This is a genomic window from Bartonella sp. B10834G3, assembly GCF_016102505.1.
In the GTDB taxonomy this organism is placed as follows: Bacteria; Pseudomonadota; Alphaproteobacteria; order Rhizobiales; family Rhizobiaceae; genus Bartonella; species Bartonella choladocola.
The window spans coordinates 209,255-232,576 of record NZ_JACFOM010000003.1 but is presented as its reverse complement, the minus strand read 5'-3'; the positions used below and the strand labels follow the sequence as shown (position 1 = coordinate 232,576).

15 protein-coding genes are annotated in these 23,322 nt (G+C 47.2%); 5 read left to right on the top strand and 10 right to left on the bottom strand.

Going from position 1 to position 23,322, the window contains the following annotated elements:
* Positions 1-116 precede the first annotated feature (116 nt).
* The 8 genes from H3S94_RS10080 to H3S94_RS10045 form a co-directional block, all read right to left on the bottom strand.
* Positions 117-875: an ABC transporter ATP-binding protein gene (locus tag H3S94_RS10080; RefSeq protein WP_077993208.1), complete on the bottom strand. Its 759-nt coding sequence runs from the start codon at positions 873-875 to the stop codon at positions 117-119.
* Entirely contained in the window at positions 872-1,735 is an 864-nt protein-coding gene (locus H3S94_RS10075) for an iron chelate uptake ABC transporter family permease subunit (RefSeq protein WP_198231662.1), read from the bottom strand. Before H3S94_RS10075 ends, H3S94_RS10080 begins: the two co-directional genes overlap by 4 nt.
* Positions 1,736-2,393: 658 nt before the next feature.
* Positions 2,394-3,377 carry an ABC transporter permease gene (locus H3S94_RS10070; protein WP_210328017.1) on the bottom strand — a complete coding sequence of 328 codons (984 nt, stop codon included), beginning with the start codon at positions 3,375-3,377 and terminating at the stop codon, positions 2,394-2,396.
* A gap of 102 nt (positions 3,378-3,479) precedes the next feature.
* Positions 3,480-4,409: a siderophore ABC transporter substrate-binding protein gene (locus tag H3S94_RS10065; RefSeq protein ID WP_198231522.1), complete on the bottom strand. Its 930-nt coding sequence runs from the start codon at positions 4,407-4,409 to the stop codon at positions 3,480-3,482.
* Between the two features lie 7 nt (positions 4,410-4,416).
* On the bottom strand, positions 4,417-6,216 hold the full coding sequence (locus H3S94_RS10060) for an alpha/beta hydrolase (protein ID WP_198240949.1): 1,800 nt from the start codon (positions 6,214-6,216) through the stop codon (positions 4,417-4,419).
* A 15-nt stretch (positions 6,217-6,231) separates the two neighbouring features.
* A complete protein-coding gene (locus tag H3S94_RS10055) occupies positions 6,232-8,820 on the bottom strand; it encodes a TonB-dependent receptor domain-containing protein (RefSeq protein ID WP_246791217.1) in 2,589 nt (862 codons plus the stop codon).
* 864 nt (positions 8,821-9,684) lie between these two features.
* A complete protein-coding gene (locus tag H3S94_RS10050) occupies positions 9,685-10,083 on the bottom strand; it encodes a cupin domain-containing protein (RefSeq protein WP_198240948.1) in 399 nt (132 codons plus the stop codon).
* A gap of 282 nt (positions 10,084-10,365) precedes the next feature.
* Entirely contained in the window at positions 10,366-11,415 is a 1,050-nt protein-coding gene (locus tag H3S94_RS10045) for an NAD(P)-dependent alcohol dehydrogenase (protein ID WP_198240947.1), read from the bottom strand.
* Positions 11,416-11,953: 538 nt separating this feature from the next.
* Here H3S94_RS10045 and H3S94_RS10040 point away from each other — a divergent pair.
* A complete protein-coding gene (locus H3S94_RS10040; protein WP_198231517.1) occupies positions 11,954-12,820 on the top strand; it encodes an NAD(P)-dependent oxidoreductase in 867 nt (288 codons plus the stop codon).
* Positions 12,821-13,135: 315 nt separating this feature from the next.
* Here the strand turns inward: H3S94_RS10040 and H3S94_RS10035 are convergent, their stop codons facing one another.
* Positions 13,136-14,152 (bottom strand): LacI family DNA-binding transcriptional regulator, encoded by a 1,017-nt coding sequence (locus H3S94_RS10035; protein ID WP_198240946.1) that lies wholly within the window; start codon positions 14,150-14,152, stop codon positions 13,136-13,138.
* Positions 14,153-14,319: 167 nt separating this feature from the next.
* Here H3S94_RS10035 and ptsP point away from each other — a divergent pair, with 167 nt between their 5' ends.
* The 4 genes from ptsP to H3S94_RS10015 all read left to right on the top strand — a co-directional run bounded on the left by ptsP (position 14,320) and on the right by H3S94_RS10015 (position 21,031).
* Positions 14,320-16,821, top strand: a complete 2,502-nt coding sequence (gene ptsP / locus H3S94_RS10030) for a phosphoenolpyruvate--protein phosphotransferase (RefSeq protein WP_198240945.1) — start codon at positions 14,320-14,322, stop codon at positions 16,819-16,821.
* Entirely contained in the window at positions 16,818-17,750 is a 933-nt protein-coding gene (pfkB, locus tag H3S94_RS10025) for a 1-phosphofructokinase (protein WP_198240944.1), read from the top strand. The genes ptsP and pfkB overlap by 4 nt, the downstream gene beginning before the upstream one ends.
* Positions 17,751-17,777: 27 nt before the next feature.
* Complete coding sequence (locus H3S94_RS12010) at positions 17,778-19,538, top strand: PTS fructose transporter subunit IIC (RefSeq protein ID WP_198240943.1); 1,761 nt, start codon at positions 17,778-17,780, stop codon at positions 19,536-19,538.
* A 611-nt stretch (positions 19,539-20,149) separates the two neighbouring features.
* Positions 20,150-21,031, top strand: coding sequence for an HAD family hydrolase (locus tag H3S94_RS10015; protein WP_198240942.1), 882 nt, complete (start codon positions 20,150-20,152; stop codon positions 21,029-21,031).
* Positions 21,032-21,352: 321 nt separating this feature from the next.
* Here H3S94_RS10015 and H3S94_RS10010 read toward each other — a convergent pair whose 3' ends face one another.
* The gene (locus tag H3S94_RS10010; RefSeq protein WP_198240941.1) at positions 21,353-22,843 is read right to left on the bottom strand and encodes a histidine-type phosphatase; all 1,491 of its coding nucleotides are present in this window, start codon (positions 22,841-22,843) and stop codon (positions 21,353-21,355) included.
* Between the last annotated feature and the right edge of the window lie 479 nt (positions 22,844-23,322).

Genomic DNA, 23,322 nt, shown 5'->3' with positions numbered 1-23,322 from the left:
CTCACCTTTCCCGCTCATTGCTTTTGATTTCTTCGAGCAGCCTTTTCTTACGACTTTTCAGTTTGTCTCTACACCCCCGAAGTTTTCGGGTGGCAGAGTTTTTTTAAAAAGTCGATCTAGCGGTAATAAACAGCGATTTTCTGCCCGTCTATATCTTTGACCTTGATGTCGATGTCATAAATTGCCGAAAGGATTTCATCTTTCATGATATTTTCGGGTGCACCGGAATAGACGAGTTTTCCTTCTTTCAAAGCAATAATGAGATCGGAATAGCAGGAGGCGAAATTGAGATCATGCATTACCATAATTATGGTTTTGCCCAATTCGTCGGCCGCGTTGCGAAGCCGCTTCATCATTGAAACGGCATGGCGCATATCAAGATTGTTCAATGGCTCGTCAAGCAGGATATAATCGGTGTTTTGAGAAATCACCATGGCAACAAAAGCGCGTTGTCTCTGCCCGCCCGACAATTCGTCAAGAAAACGTTTGCGATAAGGGTCCAGCCCCAGATAGCTTATGGCATTATCGACAAATGTTTTGTCTTCTTTTGTCAAGACACCATGTGAATAGGGGTAGCGGCCGAAGCTTACAAGATCTTCCACGGTGATGCGCGCTGTGAGAGTGTTTTCCTGTCGCAAAATAGAAAGCCGTTTGGCAAAATCGGAGCCTTTGGCCTTTGTCACATCAATTCCGTCAACGGTAATTGTGCCCTTTGTGATCGGCAACAGGCGGCTTATCATGGTTAGAAGGGTGGATTTACCCGCACCATTGGGGCCGATAATCGAAACCATTCCACCTTTAGGGATTTCAAGTGACAAATCCTCGATAATGCTATTGTCGTCATAGCTTTTGGATACATGGCTAATTTCAATCATCTCAATTTTCCCTTGATGAGCAGGGTCAAAAACACAATGCCGCCGACAAATTCGATAATAAAGCTCAACCGGCTTGCCATATTGAAAAGCTGTTCGAGAATGAATTGTCCGCCGACCAGGAAAATAATCGAAAGCAGAATGGCAACCGGTAACACGCTCATATGTTTGGCTGTCGGCGTAAACTGGTAGGCAAGGCTTGCAACCAGAAGGCCGAAAAAGGTGACCGGCCCCACAAGTGCAGTTGAAACGGCAACCATAATCGAAACCAGCACGAGAATGCGCGTGACAGCCTGTTTATAATCGACACCGAGATTGATTGCCATATCGCGCCCTAACGCCAGCACATCGAAAAGATAGCGCATACGCCAGCCGAACAGGGAAACAATCACAACAATAATCACTGCAATGCCGATCAGATTGGTGTTGAAGCGGTTGAAATTGGCAAACATCACATCGGTGAGATTGACCGCTTCATCGGGGTTCAGTTGCAGTTGCAACAACATGCGCAAGCTGAAAAACAGGCCGCCAAACACAACGCCGATCAAAAGCGTCATATGCAGCCCCTTGATGGTTCCCGAAAAGAGCCATGTGAAAAGGCTTGTCGAAAACAGTGTCAGAATGAGCGCCACAACGATAAAGCGCACTTCGTCGCTCACCCCGTAAATAACGGTCGAGCCGACAAAATAAACCACCACCGTCTGGATGAGAATATAAAGCTGGTCAAACCCCATAATCGAGGGGGTAAGAATCCGGTTGTTGGAAACCGTCTGGAAAAGCACTGTTGAAACAGCAATGGTATAGGCAATCAGAATAAGCGAAACGAGTTTACCCAAACGGAACGGCCAGATCACAACCGACATATTCCATGAAAGGTAAAGCGCAATAAAAATGGCAGCAACAACACCAAGACCGATGAGAAGCGGCAGTGTCGAGCGGATTTTTCTTGAATGTCCGGTTTTGCTGAAGCTCAAATCTGCGGAACCACTGCCGGTAATAGCCGTTTTGGAAGAATTTGCTTCATCCGTGCTGATAAAGCCGGATAAAGCTGCGGCATTTTCCTCGCTTGCTTTCTTGCCTTTTTCTCTGCCTGCGTCCCCGTTTGCTTCTCTGCCTGCGTCCTCGTTTGCTTCCCCGCCTGCTTCTTTGCCTGCTTCCCCGCTTGCGTCCCTTTCCGCTTCCTTACCCAAATCCCTGTCCGCTTTCTTGTTCGGGATTTTTACTTCGTCAAGGCCTGCCTCGCCAATTCCGGCTTCGCCAATATCTTTTTCGTCAATTTCCGCTTCGACAATATCGGCTTCGACAATCTCATTTCTTTGATTATCCGGTGCGCTGGTATCCGTTTCGATAATTTCTGTTTTTGTAAAATTATCCTCACCAATTGCTGTTTCGATATGATCTCTTTCAAGAAGGTCGGGCGTGGACATGCCGGACTTCACCGGATTTGTTCCGGCAACGTCTTTTCCGTCAGTCTGTGGCCTCTCGCCTTTTAAAGCGGGCTTTTTATTTTCCGGTATTTTTCTAGCCAAGGCGCTTTCTCCATTTCAAGAGAAGTGCAATGAAAAGCACACTGCCAAGCACACCCATAATGGTTCCAACCGGTATTTCGGCCGATCTGCTCATCAACCGTCCAAGAATGTCGCATGTCAAAACTAGTCCCGCACCGGTTATCATGACAAAAGGTGCTGTGCGGCGCATATTGTCGCCCATGACAATAGAGACGATATTGGGCACGACAAGGCCGATAAAGGGGATCCGCCCGACGGTGCAGATAACGGTTGCCGTTATCATGGAAATAATGACAAGCCCGAAAAGCATAACTTTTTTATAATCAAGGCCGAGATTACTGGAAAAATCCTCGCCGAAACCGGCAACGGTAAAACGGTCGGCCGCAAGATAGGCAACAAGGCAAAGCGGCAGCGACAGCCATAATAGTTCATATTTGCCTTCAACCACCATGGAAAAACTGCCAAAAAGGTAGGATTGCAGCGATGGCAACAGCATTTCCTGATCGGCAATGCCATTTGTGAGCGCGCCAATCACATAGCCGAGCATGATACCCGTTAGCGGCACAATCAGCACAGATTTAAGCGGTATTTGCCGCAATAAAAACATGAAAATGAGCGAGCCGAAAAGCGCAAACAGGGCTGCCACCAGCATTTTCAAAATCACATCGAGACCGGGGGCAAATATCATCACCACAAGGATACCGAGCGAGGCCGATTCAACGGTTCCCGCTGTCGAAGGTTCAACAAAACGGTTCCTTGTCAGCATTTGCATAATCATGCCGGCAAGGGCAAGGGAAGCGCCCGAAAGAATAAGTGCAATGGTGCGCGGAACGCGGGTTTGAAAAAATACAAGAAAGCTGTGCTCGTCACCGGCAAGAAGGCCGGAGAGGGTGACACTGGAAAATCCCAGAAACATACTGATAATCGACAGGACGATAATAACCGTTATGCCAATAATAAGAGAGCGCACGTCAATCTTTACCCGATTAAAAAACATCAGAAGCCGGCAGACCAATCTGCTGCTTCCGATGTTTAAGCGTTAAAGCTTGAAACAATCAACCCGTTTCATGACTTTTTCAGTCAACAACAGGCTAAATGCTTATTTTGCTTTGGAAAATACGTCATCAAGTTGATCGGCTGTCTCATGAAGACCCGAAAGCCCGCCGCCGATAAGATACCAGTTTTGCGGGTCGAGATAAACGATATGCTTGTTCTCTGCCGCTTTGGTTTTGTTGATAAGGGCATTATCGAGCAATTTTGCAGCCGATTCCCCTTCGCGGCCAATGGCTGCATCACGGTCGATCACAAACAACCAGTCGGGATTGGTTTCCAAAATAAATTCTGGTGAAATCATCTGCCCGTGATTTCCCACTTCCAGTTTGTCATTGGCCGGTTTGACACCGAAACCGGAATGCAACAGGCCGAAACGCGAGCCGGGGCCGAAAGCTGAAATTTTGCCACCGGTGGTCAGAATAAGGAGACCTGTTCCTTTGTCAGCCGCAAGCTTCCTTGACCCTTCAAGCTTTTTGTTAAGACTGTCAATTTCGTCTTTGGCTTCTTTCTGTTTATTAAAAATCTGGCCTAAAATTGTCACATTGCGATCAACATCGGCAAGATAGTGATTATTGTTGACTGACAAATCGATTGTCGGGGCAATCTTTGCAAGATCGTTGAATTTCGGAGCCGAACGGCCGGCAATAATAATAAGATCGGGGCGCAGGCTTGCCACTGTCTCGTAATTGGGTTCAAACAAGGTTCCGACCTTGGTGTATTTTGCATCATTATATTGCTCAAGATATTTCGGCTTTATCCCTTCCGGTACACCCACAATATTGTCGATTTTTAACCGATTCATATTGTCGAGCGTGGCAAGGTCGAACACCACAACACGTTTCGGACTATCGGGAATAGAGGTTTCACCGGCGGCATGTTTGATGACAACATCGGCACTTGCCGGTGATTGGAATGACAGAACGGAAGCCAGTGCACCAAAGAGCAGTGCGGCGAGAGTATTGCGTCTATTAATCATTTTTACCTCATTTCTTTTCGACTGGTTGAAGGGAGTTTGCGGGTGACCTTTGTGGTTTGAAATTTTTCGCATTCAACGCGAATTGCAGACAATCTTTGATCGCAGGCGCAAGCATTGTGCCGTGGTTTTTATCGGAAAAGCTGTAAAACGTGTTGTCAACTGCCTTTGTCTTTCTCAAAATCTCTGAAACATCTTTGCCATTCGGGCCGGAATGTAAATCCTTAACCGGCTTTTTATCCGGCTCAGTCACACTCTTATGATGGGTTTTAATTCCCGATGTTTCAATCAATAGCCGCGTTTTTAACCCCTCCGGCTTGTTATAAGCGGCAAGTTTTTCCATAAATTCATGCCCGTTCCACCAGATAGACGGGTCGGCAGCGCAATAGGTGGAAAAACCGTGATTGCCCGCCGATAAAAAACTCTTCATCACAAAAAGCCCGCCAAGCGAATGACCAAAGAACGTGACATTGTCGCGATTGACCGGCAATTCTATCAATATTTCCGGCAAAATCTTTTTTTCAATAATGCTGCGAAATTCTTTTTCACCGCCGGTTTTTGGCGCTTCCATGCCTTCACGCAGCGGAATTTTATCGGCCGGTGCATAAGAGGTGAGGTCATAAAAACGGCGTTTCACAATCTCTTTTTTCTCGTCTGTCGGATAACCGATCGCCACAATTACGGCATCGGGCGCTTCCTCGATTGCGGGCTTGAATGTTGTGTTGCCATCAAGGAGTAAAACAAGCGGAAAGCCCTCTCTTGGTGCTTGCTTTTCCGGCACAGCGATAAACAGGCGATAGCGCCTTATCTCGCCGTTTTCGCTACCCTTTCCGGCCTTGTTTGTTTCTTCATTTGTTGCCTGTGCGGTGTTTGTCCCTTGAGCACTTTTTTCATGAGCATTTTCAGAAACCACGCCGCCCGAAGCGTGACTGTCGGCGCCATTAAACCCGTCGCTTGTTTTTAGCTCGTCCGACTTTTCCCTGCCGGTTTTTGTCAGGCTTTCTGTGTTGTTTTCCTTTTCATCTTGTTTGTTAGCGGCCGGAATTTTTGCCGCTTCAGGTGGTAACAAAGCAATATTTCCATCCACAAAAGAAACTTCTATATCTTTGGTGAGGATGCGCATTTTTTCTGTATTGTCGTTTTCCGCATTCGCAAAACTACAGGAAAGGCCAAAGAAAAGACTGGCAACAAAAAGAGCAGGCATTTTCAAGCGGGAAAGTGAAAAGCGGGAAAATGGAAAGCTGGAAAATGACAAACCGGACAATGGAACGCAGGAAAGTGGAATGCGGGAAAGTGAAAAGCAGGAAAATCGCAAGGCTTGCAAGCTGCAAGCGCCCGCCCGTTCTGCCCGAATATCTCCTGCCTTTTCAGCCGTAACAATTCCCGTCCTTTCAACCAGAACATTTTTTGCCCGTTTAGCCGGAACATTTTCTGCCCGTTCTGCCGGAACAATTCCCGTCTTTTCAGCCGTAACAATTCCCATTCTTTTTACCCGAACATTTACCCCCTGTTTTTCCCTCACAAAGCGGGGGCTTGAAATAAACCGGCGTGTTCCGGAGAAGCAGCGTTCCAAACTTCCGGCTTCCGCCAAACTTTCAAGTTTTGCCAAAGCCAAAGATTTTTCACGAACAAAAACATTTTCCGGAAAAAGAGCGTTTTCCGGAGTTAAAGAATTTGCCGGAGCAAAAACATTCTTTGTAAAAAGAGCATTTGCCGGAAACAGGGAAGGCCGGTTTTTAAAAAACCGGCGCATGATGTTTTTGATGTTTTTCATCAGCCATGAACTTTCAAAATTAATTCTGTCCTTCAAGAGTTCATCCTGGCTTTAAAATTGCGAGTTCATGCTCAGCCAGAGGCGGCGGCCTTCCACCACATCATTGAACTGGTCAACACCCACACGCTTGTCAAACAGGTTGTAGATTGCGGCATTCAGTTTGACATTTTCGGAAAAAGCGTAAGAACCGCCAATATCGAAGGTGAAATAATCGTCATATTCACGGCCTACAACTTTACCATCTTTGTAAACCGCCTTACCGGCCGTACCGGTTCTGAAACCCGCATTGGTTTCCTTGCCGTGATAGGTTGCGGCAGCAAAACTTTCGAGCTTTTCAATCGGCGTTTGCCATTCGGCACGCACATTCGCCATGTGTTTGGGCGTTCTTGCCAAAGGCAGTCCCTCATAATCGCCGCTCTTCTGTTCCGAATGGGTGTAGGTGTAGTTGGAACGGAAGGTCAAAACATCAATCGGTTTCCATGAACCGGTAAGCTCCACCCCCTGCATCACAGCATCATCGATATTGAGGTTTTCATAAAGCACATAGTTCGGGTCAACCGACCATTCAACCTGTTTGCCATTGGCGTCGAGAACCTGCCGGTTGGTGATTTTGTCTTTGAAATCGGTGTAGAAATAGGTTGCCCCCAATTCGAGATTATCAAGATTGTCCCAAATGGTAGAAAATTCATAAGAGGTACTTTTTTCCGCTTCCAGATTGTCGGCACCGATAATCACACCGCAGCGGTTGCGCCCTTTCGGGGGATTGCGCCCGTAAAAACAGTTACCGCCACCGGTTGTATAAGCATAACCGGGGGCAATTTCACGAATTTCCGGTGCTTTGAAGCCGGTTGAAACACCGCCTTTGAAAACAAGATTGTCGGTGGCATGCCAAACAGCATAACCGCGCGGGCTCCAATGTTCGCCATAAATCTGGTGGTGGTCCATACGCACCCCGCCGGTTAGCGAGAATGTATCGGTCAACCACCATTCATCTTCGGCAAAACCCGCCCATTGTTCAATGGTGAACTCTTCATCAAGTCCGGTGCGCATACCGGGGTTCTGGTCGGTCAATGCCCCACGGTTGAATTGCCCGCCGGTTACCAATGTGTGGCGGCCAAAAATGTCGAACGGGGTGGTAAATTTGCCATCCACCACGGTGTTTCTTATTTCCGGCGAACGCAAATTGGCAACATAATCGTGGGTCGGGCTGTCCCATGTGTAATTGGTACGGTTTGCGGTTTCCTGCAACACGGAAAAATCGGCAGTGGTAAAGCCGTAACGGCCGGTATAGCCGATAACCCAATGGTCACGATCATTCTTGTTATAGGTATCAACCGGTTTGCGGCTGATATTTTCGGTTCTTTCGATATTGTGCCCCACCGAACTATAGCGGCGCAACCTTGTGTGACCGGCTTCAAAGGTGAGGTCATTGTTTTCGTTCGGCGTTACAGTAACCTTGCCCGTAATGTCGATTTCCTTTTTCTTCGGCGAACCGGAAATAATATCATCTTCTTCGCGTCCCAAGCCTCTTCCCCAAAGCTGCATTCCCACAACATCGGGCGCCAGAGGGCCGCCAACATAATAGCTTCCTTGAGCTGTATTGCCGAATTTGCTGTACTGGTTTGCCGTACCGTCAAGGGTAAAGGAACCGGTCCATTTATGCGGTACTTTTCGGGTAATGATGTTGATAACACCGCCCATCGCATCCGACCCGTAAAGCGAAGACATCGGCCCGCGCACAACTTCAATCCGCTCGATAGCCGCCGCCGGTGGAATGAAACTCTGCTCGAAACCGGAATTGCCATTGGTGCGTGCTTCACGCGTGCTCTGGCGTTTGCCATCAACCAGAATAAGCGTATAAGCACCGGGAAGACCGCGAATGAATATATCCTGTTCGGCGGCTGTCCCTGTCACGGCAACGCCCTGAACATTCTTCAATGCGTCGGTCAAATCGCGGAACGAACCTTTTTCGATTTCCTCGCGCGGAATAACCGAAATACTGGCAGGCGCATCTTTCACATTCTGCTCGAAGCCGGTCGCACTCACCACCACTTGGCGTAACATCGTGCCTTCATTGGCAAGTGGCGCATTACCGGAAGAAGCCGCAGGAGAAGCAGAAGAAGAAGCTTCAACAGTCGCCCCGCCGTTTTCTTTCGCCGCATTGTCTTTAACAGCTTTCTGTTTGTTTTGTGCACTGACAGGCTTGCTCTGTTTGCCATTATTGGCAATTTTCACTTCGTCATTGACTGTCTCGGCAAGGGCTGCGCCATCAAAAAATAGGCTCATTGAAAAAATTGTGCTGCAGCTAAGTGCAACCAACATTTTCCGGCTTGCGCCGAAACCTTTTCTCTCCGAGAAGCTTTGACCCGCACCGAAACTCTTTGCCCCACTGAAGCTTTGACCCGCGCTGAAACCTTTTCTCCCACAGAAGCTTCGACCCGCGCCGAAACCTTTTGCCTCATTGAAGCTTCGACCCGCACCGGATTTTTGCCCCCAATCCGTTTCGTTTTCCGCTCTGAAACTTTGGGCAGCCATGTCCCTTTGGCCATCCAGAATTTTCTTCTCCGTCATCGAATTCTGACAAGCCACGAATCCCTGATCGTTTGAAAAATGTTCTCCTTCACTGCGTCCGATCGACATAAACAATCCCTCGAATTTAAAGTTGAATAAAAAAGTATAGAATTAACAAACAGTTTAGAGAGACATTAAAACCTAATGTCAATACTCAAGTTTTAGAATAGTTCAAATATACTGTAAAAAACATTTAATAATAATCACTTAGAAGCGGAAAAAAATAAAATTATAATATATTAAATGCAACTTCAGGCATGTGAAAAGTTTTTCAACTATCGTTATACTATTTATTTATAGGGGTGAAATAAAATATATTTGCGAATCGGAACGGGAATCGCCGTTCTATTCGAGATCAGACGCGAAATTTATTGAACAGAATGACTGTTATTTTGTTGAAATATTATGAACAATAATGAAGAAAATTAGCGAAAAACGGCGAAAATCAGAGCTGAATTGAAAGAAAATCCGTGAAAAGAGCCGAAGATTTCAAGCCTCTTTCATCCGGCATTATCTGTTGTTTCCCGTTCTTGTCTGTTAAAAAATCGGGGCTTTGCCCGCCGCAAGTTTGCAACATGACAATTGATTGGATTGGTTACGGATCGGCTTTGGAAAAACAGGCGGGCGGAAAAGCAAAATATGAAGCGGCTTTTCAAAGTTTTGAATGTTCAAAAAACCAGCGTTTTAAAAAAACGACTTTGAATTGATGCAACACGCATTGAGGGCGAGGGGCTTTCAGAATGTCAATTTTTCTTTCCGGCAAGAAACTTTGTAACAGTTTCCAAAAAAACAAGAAACTTTGTCACACTTTTCAAGAAAACTTGCGCAGCATCTGCCCCCAAAGGGGGGCAATCAAGTTTCTTGCCGGTTTTGTAGCATTTTATGAAGTAACAGTTTTGATGAAATGGAGAGTTTTGAAATTTTAGTTTGTTTTTATTGTCCCTTATATTGCTTGTCGGTCACTTCTTCCATCCAGTCGGCACTTTTGCCATCTACCGTTTCCTGTATGGCATAATGTGACATTGCTGTATCGGGCGCTGCTCCATGCCAATGTTTTTCATTCGGTTCAAACCAGACAATATCACCGGCGAAAACTTCTTTCACTTCTCCATTTTCACGGCCGATAAACCCGCGCCCGAAGGTGATAATCAAAGCCTGTCCCTTCGGGTGCGTGTGCCAATGCGTGCGTGCTCCCGGCTCGAAGGTGACATGACCGGCAAGAAGGTTAGACCCCTCATGCGGGTCGATTGCCGGATCAAGTCTCACCCGACCGGTAAAAAATTCTTCCGGAACTTTGCCGGAAGGGCGGCTTCCACTTCTTTTGATTTCCATTGTTTTATTTCCTTGAAATGGGGTTTCGTTATCAATTCCGGTTTTTTTGAATGAATGTTTCAATGCGCTGCCAAAAAAAATAGTCTTCCAAACATATTTTCAAAGCACATGAACTTTATTGTTTGAAAGCACATGGGCTTTGCCGGTTGAAAGCACATGAACATTGCCCGCTCGCTGAAATCGGGCGTCAACAGGGCTTGTTGTGAGCGGGGCTAATAACAAGCCCCGCTTTCTCGACTGAAAACCGTTTTCCGGAATTAAATTTTTAGAACACAAGCGTTTTCAGAATGACGCCATGTCGATGACAAAGCGATATTTCACATCGCTTTTGAGCATGCGTTCATAAGCTTTGTCGATTTCCTGTGCCTTGATAAGTTCTATATCGGCGGTAATGTTGTGTTTGCCACAAAAATCCAGCATTTCCTGTGTTTCGGCAATGCCGCCAATGGCCGAACCGGCAAGCGAACGACGTGCTGTAATGAGGTTGAAAACGCCAACCGGCAAAGGTTCGGCCGGTGCACCAACCTGCACCAATGTGCCATTGACTTTAAGAAGGTTGAGGTAAGCGTCGATATTGTGCTTGGCCGCAATGGTGTCGATAATGAGATCAAGCGTTTTTGCCGCTTTTGCGAGGTTTTCGCTGTCGCGTGTCAAAACCACATGATGGGCACCAAGACGACGCGCATCGGCTTCTTTGGAAGGCGAAGTGGTAAGCATCGTCACATCGGCTCCCATAGCGTGGGCAAGTTTCACCGCCATATGTCCCAAACCACCAAGACCGGCAACACCCACTTTCATACCTTTACCGGCTTTCCAGTGGCGCAATGGTGAATAGGTGGTAATGCCTGCGCAAAGAAGCGGTGCTGCTCCTGCAAGATCAAGATTTTCCGGCACTGCGAGAACAAAATTGTCGTTCACCACAATGCGTTTGGAATAGCCACCGAAAGTATAACGGTCTTTTCCGGTTTCAGGGTCGGGGCTGTTATAAGTCAAGGTATTGCCCTTTTCGCAATATTGTTCAAGTCCCGCACGGCAGCAATCGCAAGTTCCGCAGGAATTGACCATGCAGCCCACGCCCACCGTGTCACCCTCTTTGAAACGGGTTACTTTTTTGCCCACGCGGCGCACCTTGCCGACAATTTCATGACCTGGCACACAAGGATAAATCGTGCCCGCCCAGTCACTGCGCGCCGTGTGAAGATCGGAATGGCAAACGCCACAATAGAGAATTTCAATATCCACATCATGGTCGAGCGGGTCACGCCGTTCGAATGTGAAAGGGTGGAAGGTCTGGTCAGCCCCGTCAACGGCAAATGCATCACATGTAAACATATAGGGAATTTCCTTTTGAATATTTGTTTTACTATCGGTTTTTCTTCATTTTGCTTTTTTAATTTCCGGTGTTTAATATTGTTTTTACTTCTCCGGTTGTTTAAAGCGTGAGCGGTGGTATTTCATTTAGAATTGAAATCATCCGGTTTCTTCCTTTTTTCTTGCCCAAACAGTCATTTTCTTTTTTTAACGGTTTTAAAAGACGTAATTCTTGTTTAAAAAAATCGGGTCTTGTTTAAAAAATTTTAGGTCTTTTTAAAAATCCGGCTTTTTTAAAAATCCGGTCTTCCCCGGAAAATCACGGTCAAGAATGAAACAATTTAACCGCAAATAGAAAACCTCCATTCTATTTCCGGTTGTTTCGGGTTCAATTCTTTTTCCTGTTGATAACAACTATATTCTTCAAGACGAGTTTGATAAACTCTATCAGGATCATTGGCCTTATGAATATTTTTCATAAAAGCAGACTAATCGAAAATAATCGGGCAGCAATACGGAAAGCAGCAATACGGAAAGCGGCAAAACAGGGAGTGGCAAAATGGCAAAAGTGGCTTTTATCGGTTTGGGTGTAATGGGCTATCCCATGGCAGGGCATTTGAAAAAAGCCGGTCATGATGTGACGGTTTATAACCGCACGGCCAAAAAGGCTGAACAATGGGTAGAGGAGTTTCACGGTAAAAAAGCCGATACACCGGCCGAAGCGGCAAAGGGGCAGGATATTGTTTTTGCCTGTGTCGGCAATGACAATGATATAAGAGAAGTCACAACCGGCAAGGATGGCGCGTTCAAAACAATGGCAAAGGGAAGTGTTTTTGTCGACCACACGACAGATTCGGCAAAAGTTGCCCGCGAGCTTGAAGGTGAAGCCAAAAAATGCGGTATCGGTTTTATCGACGCGCCGGTTTCGGGTGGTCAGGCCGGTGCCGAGAATGGCAAACTCACCATTATGTGTGGTGGTGAGAAGGACATATTTGAAAAAACCGCCGATGTCATGAAAGCCTATGGTATTTCGGTGAAGCGGCTGGGAAAAAGCGGCAGCGGGCAATTGTGCAAAATGATAAACCAGATTTGCCTTGCCGGTGCTGTTCAAGGCCTTGCCGAAGGGCTTGCTTTCGGTAAAAAAGCCGGCCTTGATATGAACGAGGTTCTCGATGTCATTTCCAAGGGGGCTGCCGGTTCATGGCAAATGTCGAACCGCGGCAGTACCATGGTTGAAGGCAAGTTCGATTTCGGCTTTGCTGTCGACTGGATGAGAAAAGATCTCGGCATCTGCCTTGATGAAGCGCGCAGTAATGGCGCGGTTTTACCCGTCACCGCTTTGATCGACCAGTTTTATGCCGATATTCAGGCAGAAAATGGTGGTCGGCTTGATACGTCAAGCCTTATCAAGCGGCTCCCGCAATAATTCTTTAGCAGCCGTTTATCGGTTATAATTGTTTGCGGGGGGGCGTCAGGGTGATTGCGCCATGCTTTCATCGCGCCTGTCAAATAACAAGCCGCCTGCTTTGCTTGAACCTTTCTTGCAAGCGGCGGTGTTACTTGCCGGTCTAACTTTTATATCAACCGGTTGAAGCCGTGCGGCTTTATTGAAGCATTTCAATTTCTGCCACATAAAGTTTCATCAAAAGCGTAGGCGAAAGTGAATCATCATGGCGTGAACCAAATTCCCGAACCGTCAAATGTGCCAAAAGAAGAAAGCTTCTGCCTTATTTCATTTCTTTCATATTGTGGTCGGGCAGGCTTTCAAGGTCGAACCGCGAACAATCAATTTGCTTTTCAAAACGGTTTGCAGCACCGGTTTTAACGGGTTTTCGAGCCTTTCCATCAAACAATGATAGGCTTCGCGGGCAATGTCGCCAACCGGCTGGGCAATGGTTGTAATACCGTTAAAGACAAGTTCCATCCACGGTTCGTCATCAAAGGCTGCCAAAGCCAGTTGATCGGGCACAACAATACCGGCTTTGTTTAAAAATGCCGCTGCTTTTAAAGCGAGAACCCCGTTGGTGACGATGAGCGCATCAATTTGGGGATTTTTTGCAAGCGCATTTTTTAAAGATTTCGCCAGATTATCTTTTCCGTGTTTTATGGCTACACTTTCACCGGAAAGGTGAAGTGCCTTGATTGCTTCATCAAAGCCTTTCTGCCGCTCAAAGCCGGTTCGGCTATCAGCTCCATAAAGGCAAAGAATGTGTTTTCTGCCATTTTCATAAAGGTGATGCACAAGTTTTTTGGCGGCAGCAATATTGTCGATAAGCACGGAATCATAAATCATTTCATCAGGCCTGCGATCAACAAGAACAAGCGGGCGTTGGAGTTTTGCCGGTCTCGTTTTGCGGCTTGTTATGTGTTTGTGGCTCGTTAAAAGCGTGGGAGCAAGAATAATACCGGCAACATTTTCTTCCTCCATCAAATCGAGATAAGCCTTTTCCTGCTCCGGATTTTCATCCGTATTGCATAAGATCACATGCTGGTTGCGGGTTTTGGCAATGTCGTCGATTGCGCGGGCAAAGCGGGTAAAAAACGGGTTTCTGATGTCGGCAATGATAAGGCCTATCATATCATTGCTATGTCCCCGCAAACGGCGGGCGGCAAGGTTCGGTCGGTAACCGGTGGCAAGGATTGCCTCTTCCACTTTGCTTTTCAATTCATGGCTCACAACTTTGCCGGAAATCGCACGCGAAACGGTGGCAACCGAAACACCGGCAAGTTTTGCAACATCCTTGATTGTGGCAGCCATTCGATTTTTCTTTCTTTCTTGGTGCACTCGCACATGAACGAGACGTTTTTTCCTTGAAAACGTTTCCAGAATTTGCTGTAGAATTATATGACAGAATTAAACAGTTGCTTGATATTTTTCAAGAAAACGTTTTCAATTCATTTTGAAAAGCCCAAGGGAGGAAACCCGTGGCAGCAGCATCTGAAAAGACAGCAATTCTTTCCGAAAATGCAATTTTGTTGAATGCGGATTTTCCCGACAAGGAGTCGGCCATTCTTGCCGCAGCTCAACTGCTTGTTGATGAAGGCGCAATTGAACCGGCTTATGGAAAAAGCATGTTGGCGCGTGAAAAGGTTGCCAATACGTGGCTTGGTTCGGGCGTTGTCATTCCCCATGGCATGGTGGAAGACCGCAACCTTGTCAACCGTGATGCGATTTCGGTTATTCAGGTTCCAAACGGGGTGGACTGGCAAAATGGCGAAAAGGCAAAATTGATTTTTGCTATCGCCGCCAATTCCGATGGTCATATCGAAATTTTAAAAAGGTTGACCCGTCTTCTTAGCCATCCCGACGCGTTGCAAAAACTTGAAACGACGGGCGACAAATCGGCCATTATGGCAGCCCTTGTCGAAAATGACGATGCACCGGAAAGTGAGGCCGCCGATCTTCAAGTAACCAAAGAATGGGTTCTTGATTATCCGTCGGGTCTTCATGCGCGTCCGGCGTCGATCTGGGTGGAATTTGCCAAAAAAAGCGGGCAAAAAATTCTCGTCCGCAATGGCAATAGTCAGGCCGATATGACAAGCCTTGCCGGTCTTTTGCAACTGGGCGGGAAAAATGGTGACACGCTTGTTTTTTCAACCGACGCGGAAAATGGTGAAGAGCTTCTGGGTGATGCGGTTTTAATGGCAAGAAAAATCACCTTGAGCGAGAAGGAAGCAGCCGAAAAAGCGGAAGTGAAACCGAAGAAAATTTATGGCTTCCGGCCACCTTCAGGAAAAACGGGAATTGACGGCCTTTCGGCAAGCCCCGGTCTTTCGGTTGGTACAATTTTCATTCTGGAAAACGGGGCGGGTGAGGTCGAAGATAAGCCCGGCAAACTTTCTGAAGATGCCGCACGGCTTGAAAACGCTTTGGGGCGCACCAAAGACAAGATGAAAGCGATTGTCGATGATGTGACCCGTCGTATCGGCGCGTCGGATGCTGCCATTTTCAAGGCACAGGCCACCCTTCTTGATGATGATAATCTTATCTCTTCTGCCTGTCATTTGATGGCGGAAGGCCATGGCGTGGCATGGAGCTGGAACAAGGCGGTCGAAGAGGCGGCCAATGCGCTTCAACATATGGATAATCCTTTGCTTGCCGCCCGCGCGGTGGATTTGCGCGATGTCGGCGGGCGTGTCCTTGCCGAGATCGACCCGCTTTATGCCAAAGGCTCGTTCGAGAATATCGGTGAAGGGGCAATTATTGTTGCGGAAGATTTAACACCCTCCGATACGGCCAATCTGAACCCTGAAAAAGTCCACGGTCTCATCACGGCATCGGGCGGGCCAACCTCGCACACCGCCATTCTTGCGCGCACTTTGGGAATCCCTGCGCTGGTTGCGGCGGGAAACAAGGTTTTTGAAGCAAAGAATGGCGAGAGCGCGATTGTCGACGGCTATAACGGCATTTTATATCTTTCGCCCACGAAGGAAGATGTCGAGGCTGCACAAAAGCAAATCGTCAAATTGGCAGAAGAGCGTGAAAAAGAAGTTGCCGAACGCGCCAAGCCCGCAAAAACCACCGACGGCCATGTGATCGACATTGCCGCCAATATCAACCGCCCCGATCAGGTTGCCTTTGCATTGGATGAAGGGGCTGAAGGTGTGGGGCTGATGCGCACGGAATTTTTGTTTCTGGAAAGCACCGAAACGCCCGACGAGGAGACGCAATATAAGGTTTATCGCGATATGCTTTCGGCATTGGGCGGTAAATCGCTTATTATCAGGGCGCTCGATATTGGTGGCGACAAACAGGTTGCCCATCTTGATTTACCGAAAGAAGATAATCCGTTTTTGGGCGTGAGGGGCGCGCGGCTTTTATTACGCAGAAAAGATCTGCTGGTGCCGCAATTGCGCGCAATTTATCGCGCCGCCAAAGAAGGCGGGGATCCGTGGATTATGTTTCCGATGATTATGTCGGTGAACGAAATTAAAGAGTTGAAAACGCTTGCCGAAGAAATCCGCAAAGATCTTGCTGCACCGGTGTTGAAAATCGGCATTATGATCGAAGTACCGGCGGCTGCCATTATGGCCGATATTTTTGCCCCCCATGTCGATTTCTTTTCCATCGGCACCAATGATCTCACCCAATATACCATGGCGGTTGACCGGCAAAATCCCGATCTTGCGGCCGAAGCCGACAGCCTTGACCCTGCGGTTTTGCGCATGGTGGAAAGAACCGTTTCAGGGGCAGAAAAAGCGGGCAAATGGGTAGGCGTTTGCGGCGGCATTGCCGGTGACCCGTTCGGGGCGATGTTGCTTTCCGGCCTTGGTGTCAATGAATTGTCGATGACCCCGCGTGATATTGCAACCGTCAAGGCAAGGCTCAGGGCAAAAAGCCTTGCCGATATGCGCAAGCTTGCCAACAAGGCTTTGCAATGTGAAACCGCCGAAGAGGTTCGCGCCCTTGACGAGGCCAAGTCATGAAAATTGCAACACTCACCGTCAATCCGGCAATTGATGAAACAATCCATTTGAAAAAGCTTGAACGCGGGCATGTCCACCGTGCCGAAGAAGCACGTTTCAATGCGGGCGGCAAGGGTATTAATGTGGCAGCCTGTCTTGCCGATTTTTCTGTTGAAACGGCGGTCACCGGTTTTCTTGGAAGCGCCAATAGCCGGCTTTTTGAAGAGCTTTTTCAAAGCCATCATATCGAAGACCGCTTTATCCGCTATGAGGGGGAAACGCGCACCAATATCAAAATCGTTGACGAGGGCGAAACCACCGACATCAATTTGCAAGGCGTAAGCCCGACGGTGGAAGAAATCGCAAAATTGCAAAATATTGTCGATGATTTCATTGCCGAAGGCGCGCTTATTGTCATGAGTGGCAGCCTTCCCCCGAAAATGGATCCGCGTTTTTATAGAAACGAGGTTGAAAGGGCGGCAAGTAGCGCAAAAATCATTGTCGATTGCAGCGGAAAAGCGCTTCAGGAATTGTTGAAAGCGGAAAAACTTCCCCTTGCTATCAAACCCAATATTGACGAGCTTTCGGCCTTTTGCGGTCAAAAGCTTGAAAATGAAGGCGAGGTTTTAAACATTGCCCGCTCGTTGATTGACCGTGGAATGAAGCTTGTTGTTGTCTCTATGGGCGAAAAAGGCGGGCTTTTTGTTTCCCGTGAAGGGGCAATCCACGCGCAATATTTGCTTTCGGGCGTCAAAAGCACAGTCGGGGCGGGTGATGCCATGGTTGCAGGCATTGCAAAAAGCATTTCCGACAATGCAAAACTTGAAGATATTGCACGCCTTGGCACAGCCTTTGCGGTTGGCAAACTTCAAAAATTCGGACCGGCTTTGCCGGAAAAGACGATAATCGAAAATTTGGCTCAAAAGGTAGAATGTCGGCGGGTCGGTTGATCGCCGCATTTGAACGAGGAGAAGAACATGACTTTGATAGCCTTGATAGATGGTGCGGGCGGTGGTGTGCATAGTTTGCTTGCTCGCGAAGTTCTTCAAAAAGCCGCAAGCGAAAGGGGCGCAGTTTTAAGCCTTGAAATCGTCGAGACGGGAACTTTGCCGCGCATTCCCAAAGATGCCGGTTCCGATACATTGCTGCTTGTCAGCAACAATCATGATTGGCAAAGCGATCATATCAAAAGCTTCAAAGGGCAATTGCAAAGGGTCACATTTGAAGAACTTTTCAAAAACCCTTCTGCCATTATTTTCGGGGGGGCTGGCGAAAATGGTCGGGCAAAAAACGGAACAGAAAAAACAGCCGGTTCCGATGATTTTCGTCAGGATTTGAATGGCGCCAATCGCAGTCTTAAAATTGTTGCTGTGACATCCTGCCCGACAGGCATTGCCCACACATTCATGGCAGCCGAGGGGTTGACAGAAGCGGCCAAAGCTTTGGGCCATGAAATCAGGGTTGAAACGCAAGGGTCGGTTGGTGCCGGTACACCTTTGACAGCAGCCGAAATAGCCGCAGCCGATCTTGTTATTATTGCCGCCGACCGCGAGGTTGACCGCACCCGTTTTGCGGGAAAACGCGTTTATTCCTGCCCGACAAAACCGGCTATCAATAATGGTCAAGCTTTAATAAAAAAGGCCATTGAAAGCGCCGAAGTGCAAAAGCAGAAAGCGGTTCAGGAAGGGGAAAGCGCTGAAAGCAGTGAAACGGCCGGTGGTGTCTACAAGCATTTGATGACCGGTGTCTCCTACATGCTTCCCTTTGTTGTTGCCGGTGGCCTGTTGATTGCATTGTCCTTTGCCATTGGCGGCGTTGGTGTCACCAGTCAGGAAGGCACATTTGCCAATGCACTTTTTGTCATCGGCTCCAAAGGCGGTTTTGCCTTGATGGTGCCCGCACTTGCCGGCTTTATTGCCTATTCGATTGCCGACCGGCCGGGCATTGCACCGGGAATGATCGGCGGGTTACTGTCGCAAAATATCGGCGCCGGTTTCATTGGAGGCATTTTTGCCGGTTTCATTGCCGGTTATTCGGTTCGCCTTGCAATCAAATGGATAAAATTGCCCAAAAGCTTGCAAGGCTTGATGCCGGTTCTGGTTTTGCCACTCATTGCCACATTGATAACCGGCCTGTTGATGATGTTTGCTATCGGAACGCCGGTCGCAGCACTTCTTAATTTCTTGACCGAATGGCTCAAAGGCCTGCAAGGCACCAATGCCTATCTCCTCGGTGCCATTATCGGCGGCATGATGGCGGTTGATATGGGCGGGCCGGTCAACAAGGCAGCCTATGCAACTTCGGTTGCACTCATTTCATCTGGCGTTTACGGGCCGATTGCCGCAACCATGATTGCCGGTATGACTCCGCCCATGGCTTTGGCACTTGCTGCATGGATTTTCCCCAACCGCTTTACAACCGACGAACGCTCCTCGAAAGTATCAACCTTCATTCTGGGGCTTGCTTTCATCAGCGAAGGATCCATTCCTTTCGCCGCACGCGACCCGTTCCGTGTCATTCCCGCGCTTGTTGTAGGCTCGGCTGTTGCCGGTGCTGTCGCTTTGGGGCTTGGCACGGGCCTCCGCGCACCCCATGGCGGCATATTCCTTGCCTTTATTCCAGGTGTCGTTATCAATTATATCGGCTATTTTGCAGCTCTGATAATTGGTACAATTGTTACCACGATTGTGCTTGGCATTTTAAAACAACCGCTTGTTGCGGCAGAAAAAAAGGCCTGAACGGCACGCATTCCTTTCCGCCATATGGTTTTATGGCGGAAAATGTTTTCATGCGGAAAGCGGTTTCATGCGGAAAGTGGTTTCATGCGGAAAGTGATAGATTAAAACGAGCTTTTCAAAATTTTGTTTCGGGCCTGTGGTCACAAACCGGAACCGTTTTTTTAAAAAAAAGCGCCTTAACGGTGACACGCTCAGAGTTCTTCGCCGGTCAGACCTGCTTTCAATCGGCACGAGTAAATCCGGCATTTCGGCGATAGTCATTTAGAACAGCTTATCTGAAAAAAGTTTCAATCCCTTCATTTGGTAGGCCAAAAAAATTCGTTCCACTCAATTCATTTTGTTTTTTAAAATTGTCATTTTGTTTTTTAAAATTGGGACGCGAGAGTTTATGACCGGCATTAAAAATGTCCGGTCTTTATCCTGAGCTATAGAAGCGCAATTCTATAATTTCGAGTTGTGGAAACGTTGTTGAATAAAGAAATACAATGGAAACATTGCCTTTACTTGCTTTTTTTCCGGTGAGAGATTTTATTAAACGGTGCGCACCGTGGCGGGCTTTTGAAAAAGCATTGAAAACGCTAGCCATAAAGGCAATCTGAAAGGCAAAATTGATGACAAATAACAAACCGGAAATGGCAATCGCCTATGACTTTGATGGCACATTGGCCGACGGTAACATGCAAGAAGCGCAATTTTTGCCCAATATCGGTATGAAGCCGAAGGACTTCTGGGAAGAGGTCAATCAACTGGCAAAGGAAAATCAGGGCGATAATGTGCTCATCTATATGAGCCGGATGCTCCGCAAAGCCGATGCCGCCGAAGTTCCGGTGCGACGTGAAGATTTCAAGAAACTTGGCGAAGCAGTCAAATTGTTCAAAGGTGTCGAAAGCTGGTTCCAACGCATCAATGTTTACGGAAAATCAAAAGGTGTGGAGGTTAAACATTATCTGCTTTCTTCAGGGAATTATGAAATTATTGCCGGAACGGCGATCGCAAAAGAGTTTACTGAAATTTACGCATCCAAATTCTTGTTCGACGCAAATGGTGTTGCTTTTTCACCGGCCTTGGCCGTCAATTACACAACCAAAACACAATATCTTTTTCGCATCAACAAAGGCGCGTTCGATCTGAGCGACGATGTCAAGGTCAATCAATATGTGAACAAGGCAGACCGTCCCGTTCCCTTTGAAAATATGGTCTATATTGGCGACGGAACAACAGATGTTCCCTGTTTTCGCCTTGTCAAAGATCAGGGCGGGCTTTCTATTGCGGTTTATAAAGCCAATAAAAATGGCGCACACGAAACGGCGTCGAAATATATAGCGGATGGTCGTGTCCAATGTGTCTTACCGGCAAATTATTCGGAAGGCAGCAAACTTGAAGAAGTCATCAAGGCAAATATTGACGTTGTTGCCGCACGCTCTGCCCTTAAAACGCTGCTCTATCATAAAAAACAGCCGCGAAAAGCCCGTGCTACAAAGAGCGATCAATAGCCGGTTCTTTTCAAAAAACCGAAATTCTGCCAATCCCGCCAATTTTGAAAGCGGGAAATGTTAGTCAGAACAATCCAATCTTTTTGGTTGGGGTGGGGGAAAATCTTTCCGGAAAAGCCACTTGAAAATTGCGCTGCAAAAGTCTTTTAAACCCTTTCAACTGTTTTGCGATTGTTTGTAGCTTGCCTGATTTTCAAAAAACCGCAACAAAATGACCTTGAGCAAAATCCGCTTCTTTTTGCCAAACACGCAACGCCTCTTCAAACAAAATGTCGCGCCTCTTCAAACAAATCGGAACATTGTCTTCAAACCGATAAAAACTCATTTGAACAGCGGAAGGTCATCGGGAATATCGTCAAGTTTATCGCGATAAAGGCTTACAAAAGTTTCAAGGTCACAAAGACTTCCAAGTTCAAGAGCGGCATTTTTCGTACTCTTATTTTTTTCAGCTAGTCGAGCGTTATCCTGTTTCTCTAGTACTTCAGCACTCTTTGCTTTTTCCTGCGTTTTACCCCCTTTATCGTCCATTCTGTCTTTTTCATCTTTTCCGGATAAACTGCATTCCGGATTGGTATAAATTTCGCGGGCAATCGGGTTTTTCTCGGAAAGCGGCGTTAGAAACCGCCATTCATCAAGTGTTCGGGCAGCAAATGACAATTGCACGGCTAAACGGCCGGTTTTGTTATTTTTATAACGCTTGAATATCAGCATGCCACCGGGGGGAATATCGTCTGGCGGATAGGAAGCAAGTTTCCAATGAAAATCCAATATGGTTTTGATTTGTGAAATATTGGTGTCATGGCCGACAAATATAACAAGGGGGAACCCGAGTTCCGGAAAGCTCTCTTTGTTTTCCGCCACGCTACCGGCAGTAAGGCTGTCAGTTATTTCATGCATTAAAATATTGCCGCCGGTTCTTGCAATTTCCATTGTATTGTCGAGAAGATCATATTTTGCCGCATGGAGGCTCATGAGTTTCAACACATCGCCCGCATTTTTTACGTGCCCGAATGCCACCTCTTGAAGGGGCAATCCTTCACTATATTGCAAGCGGATTGTTTCCGAAATTGCACTGGCAGCCGAGACCGGGCCGGTCAATTTATATTTTCCGGATTTTGTCTTTTTGAGGCCCCATTTTTCATCAAGAAATTGGCAGTCTGTCACGCCTGTGCCACACACGGATTGGCGCAACCACTCCACATCATCGGCATATTTTTGTGCCGCTTTTTCGGGCGAACCGCCCATAGCTTCCATCACTTCATCTTCAACTTTTTTCGGGTCGGGTTGCGCTAACCCCATTTCCACAGCCTGAAAAAGCGGGTCTTTTTTTTGAAGCGGCAAATGGCTTGGCGTTATACCGCATCCGGGAAACATACCGTCGGTTAAAGCTTGCGCTGTTGCAACAGTCCGCTCGATCGGGCTTGCCCGGATAAAGACTTCTCTTGTCGTCGGACAAGGGGAAGAGGGTGCAAGGCCTTCGCTTTTCCAGTTTTCAAACATATAGCGGGATTGGTCGACAATTCCCGCATAGCCATGACCGCTCAAATTGCCGTCGGGAACTAACCATTGCGGCCATTTCTTGCCGGTTGCTTGATCGAGTTTTGCAGTGTCGTTTTGCGGGCGCACGCCATGGCGCATTAAAACCACCACCTTGTCCAATGTGTAATCGGAAAAATCCTCACCGGCTATCGCTTCCGGCTTCGATATAGACAAACTCAACAACAGAACGACAATGAAAACCGCCATCAAACAATATAGTTTAGGCCACAAAAAACGGATTGTCGTCATAGACATGTCGGTTGATTTTTTCATGTGGTGATCGCCTGCCAGCTGCTGCTTTAAAAAATTGTCGTTTTACGCAAAAATGTCGTCAATTTCACAAATAGTCATTACGCGTTTTTTTGACAGGAAAGAATTTAAAAAAAGCCGGATATTTACCGCCGGTTGCGTCAGCAAAACGCATTGTGATTCAAAAATAAGTATTTAAAAAAACGGGCCCACAAAACACGTGGAAGTTATAATCATAGGCAATAAGGTTGAATACTATAACTCTGGCAATGATTGAAGCGAGTAAATGACGACTCTTCCAACGTCTGCCGAATGTGATCGCTGAAGCGTTTTCTAAACATTTTCCATGTCGTCATGAAAATATCAAAAGCAATGCGTTTGAAAAGAAAACGACGCATAATGATTAGTGAGATAAATGGTGAAGCAAATTTTCGGCGCGTTTGAACCGACTTACCGGAATAGGTCGCATCAAGATGCCCGCCACAAAAATTGCTGATATCCAT